General features: G+C 50.4%; 16 protein-coding genes. 5 read left to right on the top strand and 11 right to left on the bottom strand.

The window, feature by feature from the left end; all coding sequences use genetic code 11:
• Positions 1-74: 74 nt before the first annotated feature.
• From murJ to GJ688_RS14200, 3 genes are all read right to left on the bottom strand, one after another.
• Complete coding sequence (murJ, locus tag GJ688_RS14210; RefSeq protein WP_155477221.1) at positions 75-1,667, bottom strand: murein biosynthesis integral membrane protein MurJ; 1,593 nt, start codon at positions 1,665-1,667, stop codon at positions 75-77.
• A gap of 91 nt (positions 1,668-1,758) precedes the next feature.
• Positions 1,759-2,865: a stage II sporulation protein P gene (spoIIP, locus tag GJ688_RS14205; RefSeq protein ID WP_170292010.1), complete on the bottom strand. Its 1,107-nt coding sequence runs from the start codon at positions 2,863-2,865 to the stop codon at positions 1,759-1,761.
• 86 nt (positions 2,866-2,951) lie between these two features.
• Positions 2,952-3,305, bottom strand: a complete 354-nt coding sequence (locus tag GJ688_RS14200; RefSeq protein ID WP_170292009.1) for a phage holin family protein — start codon at positions 3,303-3,305, stop codon at positions 2,952-2,954.
• Between the two features lie 164 nt (positions 3,306-3,469).
• Here GJ688_RS14200 and rpsT point away from each other — a divergent pair, with 164 nt between their 5' ends.
• On the top strand, positions 3,470-3,742 hold the full coding sequence (rpsT, locus tag GJ688_RS14195; RefSeq protein ID WP_155477218.1) for a 30S ribosomal protein S20: 273 nt from the start codon (positions 3,470-3,472) through the stop codon (positions 3,740-3,742).
• A 58-nt stretch (positions 3,743-3,800) separates the two neighbouring features.
• Here the strand turns inward: rpsT and holA are convergent, their stop codons facing one another.
• On the bottom strand, positions 3,801-4,886 hold the full coding sequence (holA, locus tag GJ688_RS14190) for a DNA polymerase III subunit delta (protein ID WP_170292008.1): 1,086 nt from the start codon (positions 4,884-4,886) through the stop codon (positions 3,801-3,803).
• Positions 4,887-4,953: 67 nt separating this feature from the next.
• On the opposite strand from holA, the gene GJ688_RS14185 reads away from it, so the two are divergent.
• Entirely contained in the window at positions 4,954-6,063 is a 1,110-nt protein-coding gene (locus tag GJ688_RS14185; RefSeq protein ID WP_155477216.1) for a CotS family spore coat protein, read from the top strand.
• Positions 6,064-6,178: 115 nt separating this feature from the next.
• Here the strand turns inward: GJ688_RS14185 and GJ688_RS20760 are convergent, their stop codons facing one another.
• Together GJ688_RS20760 and GJ688_RS14180 are read right to left on the bottom strand one after the other, a co-directional pair.
• Positions 6,179-6,376, bottom strand: coding sequence for a hypothetical protein (locus tag GJ688_RS20760; protein ID WP_235911000.1), 198 nt, complete (start codon positions 6,374-6,376; stop codon positions 6,179-6,181).
• A gap of 3 nt (positions 6,377-6,379) precedes the next feature.
• Positions 6,380-7,225: an SPFH domain-containing protein gene (locus tag GJ688_RS14180; RefSeq protein WP_155477215.1), complete on the bottom strand. Its 846-nt coding sequence runs from the start codon at positions 7,223-7,225 to the stop codon at positions 6,380-6,382.
• A 171-nt stretch (positions 7,226-7,396) separates the two neighbouring features.
• Between GJ688_RS14180 and GJ688_RS14175 the strand changes: the two genes are divergently transcribed.
• Complete coding sequence (locus GJ688_RS14175) at positions 7,397-9,928, top strand: DNA internalization-related competence protein ComEC/Rec2 (protein ID WP_155477214.1); 2,532 nt, start codon at positions 7,397-7,399, stop codon at positions 9,926-9,928.
• A gap of 42 nt (positions 9,929-9,970) precedes the next feature.
• Here the strand turns inward: GJ688_RS14175 and GJ688_RS14170 are convergent, their stop codons facing one another.
• From GJ688_RS14170 to GJ688_RS14150, 5 genes are all read right to left on the bottom strand, one after another.
• Positions 9,971-10,990: a stalk domain-containing protein gene (locus tag GJ688_RS14170; protein ID WP_155477213.1), complete on the bottom strand. Its 1,020-nt coding sequence runs from the start codon at positions 10,988-10,990 to the stop codon at positions 9,971-9,973.
• Between the two features lie 201 nt (positions 10,991-11,191).
• The gene (locus GJ688_RS14165) at positions 11,192-12,163 is read right to left on the bottom strand and encodes a metal ABC transporter substrate-binding protein (protein ID WP_155477212.1); all 972 of its coding nucleotides are present in this window, start codon (positions 12,161-12,163) and stop codon (positions 11,192-11,194) included.
• Complete coding sequence (locus tag GJ688_RS14160; RefSeq protein WP_170292006.1) at positions 12,160-12,600, bottom strand: Fur family transcriptional regulator; 441 nt, start codon at positions 12,598-12,600, stop codon at positions 12,160-12,162. Before GJ688_RS14160 ends, GJ688_RS14165 begins: the two co-directional genes overlap by 4 nt.
• 45 nt (positions 12,601-12,645) lie before the next feature.
• On the bottom strand, positions 12,646-13,518 hold the full coding sequence (locus GJ688_RS14155; protein WP_155477210.1) for a metal ABC transporter permease: 873 nt from the start codon (positions 13,516-13,518) through the stop codon (positions 12,646-12,648).
• A 12-nt stretch (positions 13,519-13,530) separates the two neighbouring features.
• Positions 13,531-14,337 carry a metal ABC transporter ATP-binding protein gene (locus tag GJ688_RS14150; RefSeq protein ID WP_328597377.1) on the bottom strand — a complete coding sequence of 269 codons (807 nt, stop codon included), beginning with the start codon at positions 14,335-14,337 and terminating at the stop codon, positions 13,531-13,533.
• Positions 14,338-14,739: 402 nt separating this feature from the next.
• Here GJ688_RS14150 and typA point away from each other — a divergent pair, with 402 nt between their 5' ends.
• A complete protein-coding gene (gene typA, locus GJ688_RS14145) occupies positions 14,740-16,566 on the top strand; it encodes a translational GTPase TypA (RefSeq protein ID WP_155477209.1) in 1,827 nt (608 codons plus the stop codon).
• Between the two features lie 130 nt (positions 16,567-16,696).
• Positions 16,697-18,043 (top strand): replication-associated recombination protein A, encoded by a 1,347-nt coding sequence (locus GJ688_RS14140; protein ID WP_155477208.1) that lies wholly within the window; start codon positions 16,697-16,699, stop codon positions 18,041-18,043.
• Positions 18,044-18,050: the final 7 nt, after the last annotated feature.

The following is an 18,050-nucleotide window of genomic DNA, read 5'->3' as shown; positions in this document are numbered from 1 at the left end:
GGTTCCTCCCTTGCCCAATAAAAAGACATATCCAATGTATTATAACCGATAGACATAGCGCGAACAATGCCCATTTACCGGCCGGTAAAGCGACTCAAAAAGGCACGAGAGACCATCTGAGCTTCTTCCATCCGCATCGCCATAGTAGACGCGCCATAGACAACAGCACCGACCAGGACTGTCACGATGAGCAGGCTCACTTGGCCTATCTTGGTGGAGAGATCGACGACCAGAGGGGCAAACCGCAAGATAACCCAAATCACAGCGCCCATGATGACCGAGGCGGCAGTGGTCTTTAATAACGAAAACAGAAGATGCTTCCCATCGATGGATCGAAGGGCTTTTCGAGCGAGAACTAAGAAAAGCCCATAGGCGAGGAAGGCACTTAAGGAAAAGGCCAAGGCGAGACCTTCGGCGCCCATGTAAGGAATCAAAATCAGGCTCACGGCTGTGTTGATCACCAGCACAATGGCACTGACTCGAACTGGAATCTGCGGCTTTTGCAGCGCATAGAATACCCGGGGCAACATCTGGTTCGCACCTTGAGCAAAAAGTCCCAAGAGGAAAAAGAGCAACACTGATGCCGTCGCTAAGGTGGCCTCATGGGTGAAGTTATCTCGCTCAAAGAGGACTTGCACAATAGGCACCCGCAAGACGGTCATCCCGACAGCGGCCGGTAAGGTGATATAAATTACCGTGCGCAACCCTAAGGAGAGGTTTTTCCGGAAATCTGTCCATTCCCGTCGAGCAGCTGTGCTCGTCAACGTCGGAAATATGGCCACCGAAATGGCGATGGCAAATACACCCAAAGGAAGCTGCATGAGTCGGTTGGCAAATCGCAGCGCCGTAATCGATCCGGGCTCCAGCGCCGACGCCAGGTTCTGGTTCACAATATCTTGGATTTGACCGATAGATAGACCGATAAGAGCCGGGATCATCAACTTGGCGATCCGGCGCACACCAGGGTGATTCAAATCCATGGTCATCTGGTAACGAAGCCCGATTTTCATCAACATGGGAACCTGCACGATAAAGTTGGTCAATGCTCCCAACACCACACCGATCGAGAAGGCGGCAATACCAAAACGATCCGACAGAAAGTATCCGCAGATGATGATGACGGCGTTATATAAAATCGCTCCGATAGAGGGCATGAGAAAATGCTGGTATGAGTTGAGGACACCCATCGCGAGCCCAGCCAAGCCCGTGAACAATACCGATGGGAACATGATTCGTGTTAAAAAGATCGTCCGCTCTAGCGTCTCACCTTTGAAATCATAGGCAACAAGTGGAATCAACTGGGGCGTGAAGATTTCTCCGAAGATGACCCCGATCCCCAACAGCAAAATCATCGCATTGATAAAGGTCGACGCGACTACCCAGCCGTCCCTCTCCTTGTCTGTCGCCACATAAGACGAAAAGACAGGGATGAAAGCCGTCGAAAGGGCGCCCCCCACCAAGAGAAAATATAAAAAGTCCGGCAGTGCAAAGGCCGCAATATATGAATCGGTCACTCCGTTCTGACCAAATTTGGCCCCGATGACCGCTTCACGAACAAAACCCAAAATCCGGGAAATGAACATCGCCAACATGATCGACCCGGCCGCTTTCGCAATTCGCTGGCCGCCGCCATCGGGTTTTTGGCCTTCTTCCGGTTTTTGGTTCATTCCCCGACTCTCCTTTACGAAACGGTTGTCCCACTTCCCTTCCCTATTGTATTAGTATTTTTAGCTTTGGCAACCTTTTTTCTCAAACCGGTCATTTTATCAGATTTTCCTCCTTAAGGACCTCCATCAGGGCGACGGCAAACATATCCCCTGCCGTCTCCGCTTCCTTCGTAGAATTTTGATCGCTGCCAATTTCAACCAGCACGGCACGTGGATGCATCTGTTGATGGTAACGACCGGACTTGGTGACGACACCCTTGCACAACCCGGGATACAACTCATCCAGTTTGCTCTGTATCTTTTCAGCAAAACGCAGATTGTCTTTCCAGTGGGGATGGGGTGCCCGCTGATCTGTGCCTATCACAAGCAGTATTTTAGCGGCGGTCTTGTTACTGATCGTGACGGTTTCTCGCGTGGGCAAGGCATCACGGTGGAGATCGATCAAAGCGAGGGGATTGGGATATTTCTGTAAAAACTCGAGGACTGTTTTTCTCGATTCGTTATAGGCGAGATTGTACGATGGTGCATCGTGAATCCGTGACGAATGCTCTACGGCAATACCGTATTTATCTTTCCATTGTTCCAAACGATCGGTCATTCGAGTCCCCACGTTGAAAACGCCGCCGTTTTGTCCCTCTTTTCTGGCTTCGCCGCCTGAGGCAGCATAAGATTCACCGTTATGCGTATGGTAGATTAAAATGGTAGGCATCACTTCTCCCGATGCCGTCGAATGATCCGGTTCTGTAGCTCCCTCTCCGCGAGGATCTTCACGAGGAATATCCACATCGGGATAATCTTCCCCTTCCACTTCCGACACATTTCCCCGATTCGGCGCTGTCTTCGCCGCTAAGGTCCCTCCCGTCGGATCGACCCTGCCGCCAAGCAGGGGAATTTGGCCCTCCAGAATCCGATTCAGATAGTCGTTTTTATTCTCAAACCAAGACGATGGTTGTGAGGGTTCTCCAGGGATAGCAGAACGGTTGTCTGTGCCTGTCGGTTGAACTGAAGGAGAATTAAATCGTAACAGTGGAAGAGCGATGTTGAGGATCTCACCAGGAGAAATGATGGCCCAAGCCGATGAATGGATGCGTACACCTTGCCAAAGCCATCCTACGACGACTAAAATCAACAGAGGCACGACCAACCAAAAGGGCCTGCGTCGACTGCGCCCCCATGGGTTTGTCCTCTTAAATAACAAAGCAAACAACCCCCTTCTCTCCCAATATATATGGGTATGTCGGGGGTCGTTTAACTATGAATTTTTTGCAGGTAACGAAGCAGTTCTTAGCGCTTGCCTTGCAGCGCTTTTGGACTGAGCGGCGTCGGAACGACAGCATCGGCGATGCCGATGACGAGGGCCGACAACAAAGCTCCAAACAAGCCCACTTTAATGGCGTTTGGAACCAGCAACTGGCTCACCCAGATGACCGCCGCCGATACGAGGAAGCCTACGATTCCCCGGTGCATATTGGTGATGCGGTCGCCAAATAGAGCTTCTACGGCATAGCCAAGCAAAGCAATGACCAAAGCGGCCACGACGGCACCCGTAAATCCGTTAACAACGAAATCAGGAATAAACCAGCTGGCCACCAGCAGTACGACGGCAGAGACGAGAAAACGGACGACTAAACCTATCACGGTTCGCTCTTCCTCCTTTTTGACAGGATTCCTTTGTAGTATCGCCGGAGGAAAGAAAAACATACTTACCGTGATATAGTCCTATAGAAATGGTAAACTATTTCTTGCATCTGCAAGATCATCGTGGTAAAATATCCTTTGTTGAGTGGCAAGGAGGTGAGAGTATGCCCAATATCAAATCGGCGATGAAGCGAGTTAAAATTGCTCGGGAGCGCACCCTGAAAAACGCTTCGGCTCGTTCCGCCCTGCGTACGACTTTGAAACGTTTTGAAGAAGCTCTGGCTTCCGCCAATATGGACAATGCTCGTGCTGCACTTGCCAAGGCTGTCCGAGCTCTAGACAAAGCTTCTGCCAAAGGCCTGATTCACAAGAACACGGCCTCCCGCAAAAAATCCCGCATCACCAAAAGATTTAATTCCAAAGCCAAGGCTGTTTAACATAAACTTGCTCATGGCTACTCAAGAGAGACCAGGTCCATCCTGGTCTCTCTTTTTTTCATTTCCTATCGTTACCGAAAGCGAGCAAACAAAGTTCCAATGTCTGCTTTGCCTCACCGGCACCAGTCTTGATGGCTACATCGGCCTCTGTCAGTCGGTGATAGAGGCGGTATAAATCGTCCGTCTGAAAGCGTCCCGCTTGGCTCTCGAGCTTGCGAATAACACCGAGCGGAAGCTTCAGTTCCTTTCCCCAATCGTTTTTACGCACACCTGCTGCCATCAGTTCTTTCAAGCGAAGCAGTTGGCGAACATGGCGCAAGATCAGGAACAGCAAAGGGATGGGATGCTGCCCTTGGCGGATGACGTCTCGGGCAATCGTCAACGCCCGATCGATTCGCCGATCTCCCAAGGAGTCGGCGATCGCGAAAATATTGTCTTCCGGTGTCGCTGGCACCAGACGGCGAACTCGTTCCCGAGTGACTCGGCGTTGTGCCGTTGGTTCCCCTAAAAAAGTATAGAGCTTGTCCATTTCCAAGGCGATCTGCCCGATGTCTTCGCCAGTACGTTCGATGAGCATCGATAGGGCCTCCGGCTCAAAGGGCAGTCCGATCGTTCGGGCTCGCTGGGCAGCCCAGGCTTCGACTTCGACACCCGTTGGCTTTTTGATCTCAACGGTATGTCCAGTTTTCTCGATGGCCTTATAAAGGCGTTTTCGCTTGTCCACACCGGAAGGTGAGTAAAAAATGAGGCAGGTCGTCGGGCTCGGGTTTTGCAAGTAATTCGTCAACGGCACTTCCGGTTCGGCCCCTTTTGATTTGGCAGCTCCCCCTTTTCCTTTCGAGGGGGAACTATCCCCTTCTGTCGATTCTGAACCTTTTCCCGCCTTCAACAGGGTAAAGTCTCGAACGATCACCAACCGCCGATCGGCCATAAACGGTGGAGCCTGAGCCATTTCTACCACGCTTTCTGCCGAAAGGTCGCCTTCTAGGCGGTCGACGTTAAACTCCCCGCCAGGCTTTTCCGTAAAGCTTCGCAGCAGTTCGTCCAGCAGTTCTTGCATCAAAAAAGGTTCATCACCAAATATCACATAAACAGAAGCGTAAACGTCCCGTTGAATCGTTGCTTTCATACCGGAATAGTCCATCGGTACCCTCCATTTCATCAAACCCACAGACACGCTTTAACATATATTGTAGAAGGAATACCATCGAATGCAAGAGCGGTGGAAAATCTTGATGACAGAATTGACCCTGGAGGAGCTGGCCGATTTTTTACGTCATACATACGGGTACCGCCTGCGTTCAGCGCAGCGTCTGTCGCCGGTCTGGCGATTGGAGACCGATCTCGGGCCACTTTGCTTAAAAAAAGTATGTTATGAAGAAGATAAACTTCAGTATATCTGCCTAGCCATGGCCCACTTAAATCAGCAAGGCTTCAACAAGTCGCCGGTACTCCTGCCCACGTTGCAAGGTAGCTACTATGCCTTTTACCGAGGCCACCGCTACTTTCTTACCGATTGGGTAGCCGACATCCCTTGCGATTTCGGGGAAAGAGAGCATATCTTTGCAGCAACGGCAACTTTGGCCGAGTTTCATCAGTACAGCCGGGGGCTGGAAACACCGCCTGACCTCTATCGTCGCCCTCACTGGGAGCGGTGGATCCGGACCCTTTCTCGTCGAACAGAGGATTTACGACGGTATCGAGTAAAACTGGAAAAGTCTCCTCTTTTGCCTCTCTTGAATGAGCAGATCCTGCAGGCCGAAACAGCTTTAAACATCCTGGAAAATTCCCAATACCGCGCTATCGCTCGGAGAGCGAAAAAGTTGGGTACCTTCATCCACCGGGATGTGGCCGCGCGAAATTTTGTACTCGATTACAAAGGACAGGCTAAGATCATCGATTTCGATTACTGCCGTTGGGATATACGCCTCGTTGACCTGGCCCGACTTTTAGACCGAACGCTGCGAAGCCACCGCTGGAGGTTCGGCTTTGCCCGGGCTATCCTGGAAACTTACGACGAGATCACGCCGATCTTCCCGGAAGAGTACCCGGTCTTGCTCGGTTTGTTATATTTCCCCCAGCGTTTTTGGCGCCTTTGCCACCGCTATTATGAGAGTGGAACGTTAGAATGTGTTCATTTTCTGTCTAACCTCCGGGCACTGCAATCGGAAAAGACGACAAGAATGCGCTTTTTGCGAATCCTCGCCGAGGAGTACTGTTTGGGGTTCTTGTGTCGCAACGGAATTCGATTAAACGGGGATTGTAACGTAGATTCCGAGGGATATCACTGGCTAGATTTGTATCAAAGACTGTATACATGACCGAGTTCGCTTAAACAAGGACATCATCTGCACCTTAGAAAGACCCTGCAGACGACGTAAAAAACGCGCAACCCTACATTGCGCGTTTTTTACGTGTAAACATAAGCATTTTAATCTAGTCAGATAAGTTCTGCTCAGTGAGATGCTTTTTATCTGTTTTAGGTAATCGTCCCACCTTTATCACAGCCTCTCGCAAGAGAAATTCAATATGAGCATTTACACTTCTCATTTCATCTCCAGCCCACTTTTCCAATGCCTGATAAAGGTTCGGATCTATTCTGAGGGGAAAACTTTTTTTGGGCGGCACCTGCATCACCTATTGATAGAGGCTGCCAGTGTTAATTACAGGTTGGGACGACCTGTCAGAAACAATGGTGACGAGCAAGTTGTTAATCATGGCTACTTTTCGTTCTTCATCAAGTGCGACAATCCCCTCAACTTGCAGCTTCTCAATGGCCATTTGGGCCATACCTACTGCCCCTTCTACAATCTTCTGCCGGGCAGCTAGTATCGCCGATGCTTGTTGGCGTTGAAGCATTGCGCTGGCTATTTCTGTTGCGTAGGCAAGATGGGTCAACCTTGCTTCCAACACTTCTACCCCCGCTACGGTAAGGCGCGCTTGTAGCTCACGGGCAATCTCAGTGGCAATCTCTTCCGTATTTCCTCGCAAAGAAGAGCCATTCCCTTCAAAACTGTCGTAGGGGTATTTGGTGGCGACGTGACGGAGCGCTGTCTCTGCCTGAATCTCTACAAATTTTTCGTAATTATCTACATCAAATAAAGCCTTTGCCGTATCAACTACTCGAAAGACAACGACAGCGGCGATTTCGATCGGGTTCCCTTCGACGTCGTTCACCTTTAACTTGGCGCTATTAAAATTACGAACCTTGAGAGATACCTTCTTCCAGGCTGTAAAAGGAATGGTGAGCCAAATGCCGCTATCTCCGACACTTCCCAGGTATTGCCCGAAAAAAGTTAACGCTTTCGCTTCATTGGGTTGAACAATTTTGATCCCCGTGATGAGAATTAAAGATATCCCAAAAATGAAAACCCCAAGGATAGTTGTCCCTGCAATGATGAGTAACCCTGAAGAAATAAACAACAACACAAAAAACAGCAAAGCCAAAAAACCATTAACTTTCCAAGCTTTTCGCTCAGTCATCCCATTCCCTCCATATCATCTTGATACCTGAATGATATCACTTTGATATGAGTCATGCAACTGATTTCTCAATAGTCCTAAGTTCTGAAATGGGTAAAAATTCTCAAACAACGTCCGTAATATAAAGGTTTTTATGGATATTTGTAGAAATGGACCACTGGAGGTGTCGTAATGAAGCGCCCCTTGGTGGTCTTTATATGTTTGTTCATGCTCGGTATCGCGATTGGGCTCTATCACCGGGAACTCGTCCGATATCCCTTGCAAGGTGATACGGTTCAGTTAGGTCTCTGCTTGATCATCGCCGGTCTTTTGGTGTTTCGATTTTCCGATAGGCATCTCTTCGGCGACCCTTTCTCCTATTCTCAGCATCGCAACACCTACTGGCACAATATGTTAACACTATCGCTGTTCTTGATGGTCACCGCCCTCGGCTGGCTCTACGCGTACATGGCTTCTCAACCTGTATCCAGTTTATATAAGCACAACGGCGGTACGGTTACCTTAACAGGCAAAGTTGAAAGCATCGTGACCAACGGAGAAGATTCCTTCGTCTTCGACCTCCTGCTGGACGACAAAGAAACCGTGAGGGTAAAGCACCGAGGAAAGGCCTTACCTTTTGAAGTGAAACCAGCGGACGATCTCCAAGTTACTGGACAGGTACAAGCTCCTTCTCCTCGTCGCAATCCTGGTGACTTCGACTATCAAGCTTATCTATGGAGGCAAGGCATCGCCGTTGAGATTTTTACCACACAACCGAATCAGATTCGTTTCGCTCCATCTCCCGAAGGGATTCATCACGGTCTCATCGATACAATGCACAGGTTAGCTTACGACTGGCGGCAAACGATGGAGAGAATCTTAGCTTCCACCTTGCCATCGGACACAGCCGGAATCATCGCCGGGATCATATTTGGCGGACAAGGGGGACTTTCTGAGGAAGACCAGGAAGCTTTTCGAATTACCGGCGTGGCTCACGCCTTTGCTGTCTCCGGTTCAAACGTGGCGGTCATCACAAGCACCCTCTTGCTCCTCCTGCGCGGCGGCAAGCGCTGGAAATTCCCCCTCTGGCCGAGCATCGCTGTTACCATGCTGGTAATCGTCTTTTACGGAATGATGACCGGCTTTCCCCCTTCGGTGCAGCGAGCCATTCTCATGGCTTGCGGCAGCTTGCTAGCCTACGGCGTTCAGCGACGGGTGGAACCATTCACCCTCATGGCCGCTGCAGCTCTGCCCATCCTCATCGTCAATCCTCTCATGCTGGCCGATCCCGGATTTCAACTGTCCTTTGGCGCAACATGGGGTATCCTCTACCTCTTGCCGATCTTTCAAGGGTTCATCCCCAATTCCGATCCGGGCAATCGTTCCGGGGCACGGTTCTGGAGTGCACTGAAAAAACTTTCTGTCGAGGCCTTGTTCCTCTCGCTTGCAGCTCTACTGGCTGTAGGTCCACTCACCGTCTATTACTTCAATATACTCTCTCTATCGGGCCTCTTAGCCAACTTATTCGCAGGGATGATCATCGCCTTGGTCACTATTTTAGGTTTTGCCGCCTTCTTCTTTCTACCGGTCTGGATCGGCGGTGCCAAGGCGCTCGTCGTCTTTTCCGGCCTCTCAGTGGAACTGCTGACTACAGTGCTACATCATTTATCTACGCTGCCCGGTGCAGCCTTGACGATCGCCACCCCGCCTCCCTTACTTCTCCTCGCATTCTACCTCCTGCTTATCCTGGTACGGGAATTTGCCCTCGGCCACTTGAGCCCCAAGGTGTCTGTCCGAATTCAAACTTTGACGCTCCCCGTCACGACATTCCTTGCGACTCTCTTTTTCCTCTATCGACTTCTCTTCCCTCCAGCACTGCAAGTGACCTTTCTCGACGTGGGTCAGGGAGACTGCATCTTGATTCAGACGCCGGGAGGCAAAAGGGTGATCATCGATGTGCCAGGGCCGCCAGAATTTCACCCTTCTTCAGAACATGCCCAGCAAAGCAAACCTTACGATCCAGGGGAGAAGATGCTGGCGCCACTGCTTAATCGAAAAGGAATCACCAATATCGATACATTTGTCGTCACCCATGCTGATCAAGATCACATAGGCGGGGTCTTTTATATTCTGCAAAACTATCCTGTCAAGCAACTTGTCCTATCTACCCCGCCAGAACCATCCGAAAAATACGACGCGCTTCTTCAACTCGCTTCAGTAAAAAATATCCCTGTCCTCGAAACACCACCGTTAGACAGTGACATTAGCCCCGATCCGTCGGTGCAGCTAGATGTTTTACACCCTGGCTTGGAACGTAAGCCTCAAAATACGAATGATTCATCACTAGTTCTGCTTCTGCAGCACGGTCAATGCCGGGTTTTGCTTACCGGTGATATAGAGAACGAAGGACAACAAGCCATGGTGGCCGCTGCAGAGACATCTTCCCAAAGCCTAAAAGCCGACATTGTAAAAGTCCCGCACCACGGCAGTCGACACAATTTAAAGCCAGATTTTTTGCAATCTACAGGTCAACCAGCCCTAGCAGTCATTTCCGTAGGAAAAAACCGTTATGGGCATCCGAGTCCAGAGGTTCAGCAAGCTTGGCACGATGCAGGCGCAGAGGTCTTACGAACCGATCGCTGCGGCGCGATCACTGCCGAAAGCGACGGGCAACATTGGCAAGTCCATAGGACCCATTATGAACCGGACTATTCAGGCACTTAAAAAGAGAGCTCCCCAAAGGGAGGAACTCTCTTTTCGCTTCGGCTATGAAATCAGGCGCAGCCACAGGGAATCAGCACTGACATTGCCTTCGACCTGTTTGCCGAATAAAGGGCCGATGGCATAAAAGAGCGGCATGGCGCTGTACAATTGTCCGTTTTTGATCTCGTTGGCTAGAACCCCTTCGTCTGGATTTGTCTTGTGATTGTTGCTGATCCAGCCGCAACCTTCTCCCGCATAGAAATAGATAAAACCGGCACGATAAGGTTGTCCAGGTATGTTTGCTCCAGCTGCTCCACGAACCATCAAACCGCCCCGTTGGTCGTAAAGGATGTTTTGTGCCGGCACTCCCCAGGCATGCAAATAGTCGATGACATTGAACTGGGTGATACCATCACTCCCGTTTATAGCGACGGGGACCTTGGTCTTCAGCGAATCTGCGGTACCTCCCACTCCAATGCGATCGATTTTCTGTAGTCCAGGATAGAGGATCACTTTCGACCATGATGGGTTTGCTGGAGACGGCACCCGATTCCAGGTTTTTACGACCACAGCTCGCTCCGCAGCATCCCAAAAAACGAGTGCCCCTAAAGCCTGGGCAGCGGAACGATAAGGCACCAATGTACGACCATTGTCGATACGGGGAAGGGCATCCAGCGTACCTGCTTCTCCCCCATTGACGATAAAGTCCGGCTGTCCGATGAACATCTGCAAGGTATCCCTAAAACCACCCTCAGAGGGGCGGCGCACAATGATTTCGTCTATCGAACCGGCTGTATTTTTCTTGAACTCGATGTCGCTATCAGTGATACCTAGACTGTAGGCCAAATAGCGTAACGGCATGAGCAATCGTCCCGCTTGGATGTCAACGACTGGCGCTGAATCCATCGAGTATTCTTTGCCGTTGACTTCATAGACATTTTTACCGACCCAAAACTTAACTATTCTCAGATCTGGCGACTCTTCCGCCGCTAGAGCTGCCGAGGTGCTACAGAAAAAGAGCCAAGTCACCACGGCGAGAACAAAAAACCTAAATTTTCCAACGGCTAATGTGTACCGGTGCAATAAATCATCCCCCTTTACTCTTATTCTTTGTCATTCTCATCCCTTTGTTTTGACATTTTAACAATAGACCCATTGATTCTTAAATATAGTACCGTCAAAAGAGCTTACTGGTAAAGGAATAAATATTGACAGTTGAATTGCCAGTGTTGCCAAGGGATCAAAAAAGCCTCCTTCGCAAAGGAGGCTAAAGGGTTTTTTCTCTTAGGGCTGATACCCTAACGCTTTTTTCAAGTTCTCCAAGTTTTGCTTCATCACAGCAACGTAATCGAGTCCCCGTTTTTGCTCATCTTCCGTCAGACCCTCAATGGGATTTAACACCAGTGTTTCCGCTTTCACTTCCCTCGCCAGTGCTTCCCCGACTTTCGGACTTACTAAGGTTTCAAAGAATATGTATTTCACCTCATGATTTCGTGCGTATTCGGCAATGCGAGCGAGTTCAGCCGGCTTGGGTTCTGCCTCAGGTGAAATGCCCATGATGGAAACTTGATGTAAGCCATAACGATGCGCTAGGTAACCAAAAGCGCTGTGGGTCGTGATCAACTCTTTCGACTGAGTCTTGCTCATGACCTCTTTAAACTCCCGGTCTATTTGGTCCAGCTTTTCTTGGTATGCCTTTGCGTTGGCTTCGTAATAATCTTTGTTATCCGGATCGACATTGACAAGCGCCTTTTTGACGTTTTCTACCTGGATTTTGACCAAGTTCGGATCAAGCCAAAAATGGGGATCATATTTTCCGTGCTGATGGCTATGTTCCTCGTCCTGCCCATGCTCGGCATCCTCACTCATCTCACTAGGGAGCATCTCAATGCCCTTGCTCGTATCTACCAGAAGCAAGTTAGGGTTATTGCCGGCCTGGCTGACTTTTTCGATCCACCCTTCAAAACCGCCCCCATTATAAACAAGCAATCGGGCTTTGCCGACCTTGACCATATCTTGCGGCGACGGTTCCCAGTCATGGGGCTCCGATCCCGGGGGAACCAGGTTGGTCACTTCGACCTTATCGCCGCCTACTTGCCGGGTAAATTCGTACATAGGGTAAAAGCTGGTGACGACTTGGACCTTTTGCCCCTCCTGGCTGACAGACTTTATGCCCTCTTGTTTAGAGGCACATCCGGAGATAACCGCCGCTGTAAGGAAACCAATCAGCAGCCCTTGCAACGCTCTTGGAATCATGATGTTCCCTCCTTATTATTTTGGCATTCACGACAATGGCCGAAGATTTCAAAGGTATGACCAAGCACTTTAAAATCCTCTTGCTTGGCAAGGGCTTCCGCCTTTTCCTCCATGGGACAATAGGGCAGGCATACCGATTTACCACAGGCGACACAGACCAGGTGATGGTGATGGGGGCGACCATCGAGTTCAAAGCGGGCCCCTTCTTTTCCCTGATTATGAATGAGATTGACCACCCCTAAATCGCTGAGGACCTTTACATTGCGATAGACCGTGTCTGCACTCATATCGGGAAAAAGCTCCCGTAATTCATCGACGAGGTCTTTGACGGATAAGGGATGTTCGGCTCGGACAAGAGCTTCAACAACTGCCCGGCGCTGGGGCGTACACTTATATCCCTTTGCCTTTAATAAATTGAGTACCTGTTCTGTCTCCATGCACCCTCCGTAAACCATATCAATCCCATTTAGGATTATTCTTGTTTATTGGATTTTCGCCAGTTCCTTTGCCGATAGGCGATCTTTCGCCCGTAGCGGGCGCAAACGGAGCCAAGCTTTTTTTACCAAGATCGTCGATACGAGCAGGAACGCCGCTAACAATACGATAGATCCTCCAGGAGCCAGATCGAGAAAATAGGAAGCCAAAAGACCTGCCGTCACAGATGTTAAGGCGTAAGCTTGGGCCAACCAAAAAGCTTCCCGGAAACTCCGGGCGATCTGCAAGCTAGCCGCTACCGGTAACACAAGCATCGACGATACGAGCAAGATGCCGACAATGCGCATGGATGATGCGACGACGAGAGCCGCCAGGACCATGAGCACTAAGTTTAGTCCGTAGACCGGCAAGCCGCTGAGCTGCGCTTTTTCTTCGCTGAAAGAGATATAGAAAAAGCGATGATAAAGAGAACCGATGACGATGAGGACAATGGCTAACACGGCCGATAAGATGACTAAATCTTGACGATTAACGGCGATGATACTTCCGAAGAGGTAACTGATAATATCTGATGAGGCCGATTTTTTCACGCTGAGCAGGATAACTGCCAACGCCACGCCGCCAGAAAGAAAGACGGCGGTGGAGATTTCAGCATAGTTCTGATAGCTCCGGCGAAGTTTTTCCAGGCCTAAGACAGCGATGAGGGAAAAAGTGAGCGCCATCAGAGGCGGATAGACGCCCCACAACATCCCTCCTGCTACACCGGCCAGAGATATATGGGATATAGTATCGCCAATGAGGGATAGGCGGCGCAAAACGAGAAAAAGTCCGATCGACGGACATATGACGGCGACCATCAATCCAGCCAGAAAGGCCCGGACCATAAAATCATGTTGAAACATTTCTGTGAAACCGAACATGCTCTCTTCCTCCTAGTGGTGATGGTGTTGAACCATCTGCACAGGATGGCCGTACATCTTGGCTAAAATCTCTGTCTGCCGTGCCTTAAAGCCGCCCACTTCACCGTGAAAGAACAGCCGGCGGTTCAAACAGACGAGCTTGTTCACCCGCTCTGTAATCACACCAATATCATGGGAGACTAAGACTACAGTCAGACCCATGTTATGGTTGAGATCCTCTAATAAGCTGTAGAACAGTTCTTGCTGTTCTGCGTCGACACCAACCGTCGGTTCATCCAAGAAGAGGATTTCCGGCTCTCCAGCTAAAGCTTGGGCAATAAATACCCGTTGCTGCTGCCCCCCCGAAAGATTGCCGATCAGTTGGCCCGCATACTTCGTCATACCGACCTTTTCCAAGCACTCGTCGACGATTTCTTTGTCATGATGATTCTTCCATCCGAAAAGGCCCTTTCGGCCGAGCCGGCCTGCATAGACCACTTCCCATACGGTAGCAGGAAAAGCGGTGTTAAAAGCGATGGCTTTTTGAGGTACGTAGCCGATGAGGGGCCAACGGCGAAACTTATCGACGGGATCGCCCCAGAGAAAGACTTCCCCTTTTTCCGGCCGCAACAGCCCTAAGAGCATCCGAAGCAGAGTCGATTTTCCCGACCCGTTCGGGCCGATAATGCCGAGAAAGTCTCCCCGGATGATTTTCAGCTCTATATCACTTAATGTTTCCCGCTGGTCGTAACGAAAGGACACATGGCGGGCCTCCACGAGGATCGATTCATCGCCGTTTCGATCCTTTTCGCGTTTGAATGGTCGGACAATGTTCAACACCCGATGAGCCTCCTAATCGATCACTGCGGTGATTAAAGTTTATCCATTGAGTACAGTAATCCTGATTTCAATGGGAACGGAGTGATTCACCCCTATATGAACCGGAACGTTTAATTAGGAATGTTCTTATTTAAGAATACACCTTTCTTCCATTCCATGACAAGCCGTTATTTTTCGATCAATCTAAACCAATTTTACCCAATGAGAGCTGTACCTAAACTAAGCAAGACTTTCGGTTCAGGATGCACCCATACCCGTCGAAATAGGACCAATGGAAAAAAGTATTCCTTACTATAGAAACCCCTTGACAGTCAATGACTATAGCTCTATCATTAAATATTAGTGATAATAGTTGATGTCTGAGGGCATCTTTTTTTTATGAATTAAGGAGAGAATGCGAGTTTGAAACGTACGGATTTGCGGAATATCGCCATCATCGCTCACGTCGACCATGGCAAGACTACACTGGTCGACGGTTTGCTACGACAGTCCGGTATCTTTCGGGCCAATGAAGAAGTCCAGGATTGCGTCATGGACTCAAACGACTTGGAACGGGAACGGGGTATTACCATCCTGGCCAAGAACACGGCCGTATCGTACAACGGCATTAAAATCAACATCGTGGACACACCTGGACACGCAGATTTCTCCGGCGAAGTGGAACGCATTCTCTCGATGGTCGATGGTGCTATTCTGCTGGTAGACAGCGCTGAAGGGGTTATGGCGCAGACAAAGTTTGTCCTTCGCAAAGCCCTCGAATCGGGCCTGCGGCCTATCGTCGTGATCAACAAAATGGACCGCCAAGATGCCCGTCCTGCAGAAGTGCTTGACGAAATCTTGGAGCTGTTCATTGAACTAGGCGCCGATGATGAACAGTTGGAATTCCCCGTCTTATATGCCGTAGGCCGGGCTGGCTGGGCTAGCCTCGATCCCGATGAAAAAGGAACGACGCTGGAGCCTCTTTTCCAGACGATCATTGAAAAAGTCCCCTGTCCAGAAGGGGACGACTCTGCCGTCCTGCAGATGCTCATCTCTTCGCTCGATTATGACAGCTACACAGGTCGTGTCACCATTGGCCGTATCCATCAAGGAAAAATTCGTACAGGCCAGCAGGTTTCTATCTGCAAACGGGACGGCGACATCATCAAAGGCAAAGTGCTGCAAGTCTTCACCTATCAAGGGTTGAAACGGGTCCCTGTCGAGGAAGCGAGCACAGGGGAAATCATCACCCTTACCGGTTTAGATAATGTAAACATCGGCGAGACCATCTCCGACCCCGACAATCCTGCTCCCCTGCCGGTGATCAACGTCGATGAACCGACCTTGCAGATGACCTTCCAAACGAACACAAGCCCCTTTGCCGGCAAAGAAGGCGATTACATCACCTCCCGCCATCTGCGCAGTCGTTTGTTGAAGGAATTGGAGAAAAACGTAGCCTTGCGGGTCCAGGAAACAGAAGACCCCGATGTCTTCCTTGTTTCGGGCCGCGGCGAACTGCACCTGTCTATTCTGATAGAAACGATGCGCAGGGAAGGCTACGAATTGGCCGTCTCCAAGCCCTCCGTCATTTTCCGCAAAGACGATGAAGGCAACCTGATGGAACCTCTGGAACAGTTGATCATCGACGTTCCTGAAGAATACATGGGTGTAGTCATGGAAAAGCTGGGAACGCGCCGGGCGGAAATGACCAACATGGTCAACAACGGCACTGGTCAAGTCCGTCTTGAGTTCATCATCCCTGCCCGGGGCCTCATCGGTTACCGGACGGAATTCCTCACCGATACCCGGGGCTTCGGGATCATGCACCACCTCTTCCACGGATATGGCGAACACCGCGGCGAAATCCCTGGGCGGACCAAAGGCGCTGCTGTCGCTTTCGAACATGGTACAGCCACGGCATACGCACTTGGCTATTTGCAGGAACGGATCGCCTTTTTCATCACCCCTGGCACCGATGTCTATCAGGGAATGATCGTCGGCGAAAACGCCCGGGAACAAGATATGGATGTGAACGTGGCCAAAGCCAAGCATCTCACCAACATGCGGGCTTCCGGTTCTGACGGCACCATTAAACTGGAACCCCCAAGAATCCTCTCCTTGGAAGACGCCTTAGAGTGGATTGATGACGACGAACTGGTTGAAGTGACCCCCTTGAACATCCGACTTCGCAAGCGTCTCCTCGACCCCACCCAACGAGAGCGGGCCAAAAAGAATCAAACCCTGCGTTAATGAAAGAGAAAACGCCTCCAGGCATAGAGACTCTATGGCTGGAGGCGTTATTTTATTGGGTTACATATTGGGTTTGTGTATAAGGATGGTTAAAATAGATTTGAATAGAATTCGTTAGGAGCTGAAGCCATTGGACCTCTTTTCCTATCAAGGAGAAGCCCTAAAGGCGAAGGAAGGCCCTTTGGCTTTTCGGATGCGTCCACGCAGCCTCAATGAAGTGGCTGGGCAGCAACATCTTTTAAATAACGAGTCCCTCTTTCGCAAGATGGTGGACCTAGACAAAGTCCACTCTTTCATCTTATACGGGCCGCCGGGGACCGGAAAGACAACGATCGCCCGGCTCATCGCCCAGACTACGAGCAGTCACTTTGAGACCTTGTCGGCAGTCACAGCCGGTTCGGTTGATATCAAGAAAGTGGCCAAAGAGGCTGAATCGCGTCTATCTTTCGAACAACAGCGTACGATCCTGTTTATTGACGAGATCCACCGGTTTAACAAAGCCCAGCAGGATCTGCTGCTCCCGATCGTGGAAGACGGAACGTTGGTCTTAATCGGCGCTACCACCGAAAATCCTCTCTATGAATTGAACTCGGCGCTCCTCTCCCGCCTCCGTATTTACATGCTTCATCCGCTTTCAGAAGAGGACCTTTGGTCATTGTTAAAACGAGCCGTCACCGAACCGAACCGGGGCTTGGGCTTACCTGCTGATGCGGTAACAGAAGATGGGCTGGAATTGATCATCCAAGCAGCTAAAGGGGATGCCCGTTCGGCACTGACGATTCTCGATATGGTGGCTTCTGCTCATGGCACTTTGGACAAGCCCATCGGTCCCGATGAAGTGATGCAGGTGACCGGTCGGATCGCTGTTTATTATGATAAAAAAGGAGACCGTCATTACGATACGATCTCCGCCTTTATTAAGAGCATCCGCGGTTCTGACCCTGATGCGACCCTATATTGGCTGGCCGTCATGCTGGAAGCCGGCGAAGATCCCCTCTTTATCGCCCGCCGCATCGTCATCCATGCCGCCGAAGATATTGGATTGGCCGATCCGATGGCTCTCGTCCTGGCGCAAGCTGCCGCCGATGCGGTGAAACTGGTCGGCCTTCCGGAAGGTCGGATTCCTCTCGCCGAAGCCGCCCTTTATCTAGCCTGCGCTCCCAAAAGCAACCGTGCGAAAGATGCCATCGATAGGGCGCTTCGGACTGTCCGGGAAGCTAAAAGGATCACTGTTCCCCGCCATCTCGCCGATATGTCTCATTCTCAGGCAGGCCCTATTCTTGGCAGCGGTATTGGTTACAAGTATCCCCACAACTACGGGGGCTATGTAAAACAGAGTTACCTGCCGCCCGAAATCGAGGGAACTCGCTTTTACGAGCCCACCGCGAACGGACGTGAAAAACAGATCAGCCAATGGTTGGAAAACTTGAGGGATGCCATCGGTAAAGAACCTTCCCAGCCGGCTAAAAGCGAATAAGATTTAT

The organism is Heliobacterium mobile (assembly GCF_009720735.1).
Lineage (GTDB): Bacteria > Bacillota > Desulfitobacteriia > Heliobacteriales > Heliobacteriaceae > Heliobacterium > Heliobacterium mobile.
This window is presented reverse-complemented; position numbering and strand designations above follow the sequence as displayed.

What these genes read in the sequence shown, in the direction of transcription:
- murJ (WP_155477221.1), bottom strand. Translation starts at nt 1,667, where the DNA reads ATGAACCAAAAACCGGAAGAAGGCCAAAAACCCGATGGCGGCGGCCAG.
- rpsT (WP_155477218.1), top strand. Translation starts at nt 3,470, where the DNA reads ATGCCCAATATCAAATCGGCGATGAAGCGAGTTAAAATTGCTCGGGAG.
- holA (WP_170292008.1), bottom strand. Translation starts at nt 4,886, where the DNA reads ATGGACTATTCCGGTATGAAAGCAACGATTCAACGGGACGTTTACGCT.
- GJ688_RS14185 (WP_155477216.1), top strand. Translation starts at nt 4,954, where the DNA reads ATGCAAGAGCGGTGGAAAATCTTGATGACAGAATTGACCCTGGAGGAG.
- GJ688_RS20760 (WP_235911000.1), bottom strand. Translation starts at nt 6,376, where the DNA reads ATGCAGGTGCCGCCCAAAAAAAGTTTTCCCCTCAGAATAGATCCGAAC.
- GJ688_RS14180 (WP_155477215.1), bottom strand. Translation starts at nt 7,225, where the DNA reads ATGACTGAGCGAAAAGCTTGGAAAGTTAATGGTTTTTTGGCTTTGCTG.
- GJ688_RS14175 (WP_155477214.1), top strand. Translation starts at nt 7,397, where the DNA reads ATGAAGCGCCCCTTGGTGGTCTTTATATGTTTGTTCATGCTCGGTATC.
- GJ688_RS14165 (WP_155477212.1), bottom strand. Translation starts at nt 12,163, where the DNA reads ATGATTCCAAGAGCGTTGCAAGGGCTGCTGATTGGTTTCCTTACAGCG.
- GJ688_RS14160 (WP_170292006.1), bottom strand. Translation starts at nt 12,600, where the DNA reads ATGGAGACAGAACAGGTACTCAATTTATTAAAGGCAAAGGGATATAAG.
- GJ688_RS14155 (WP_155477210.1), bottom strand. Translation starts at nt 13,518, where the DNA reads ATGTTCGGTTTCACAGAAATGTTTCAACATGATTTTATGGTCCGGGCC.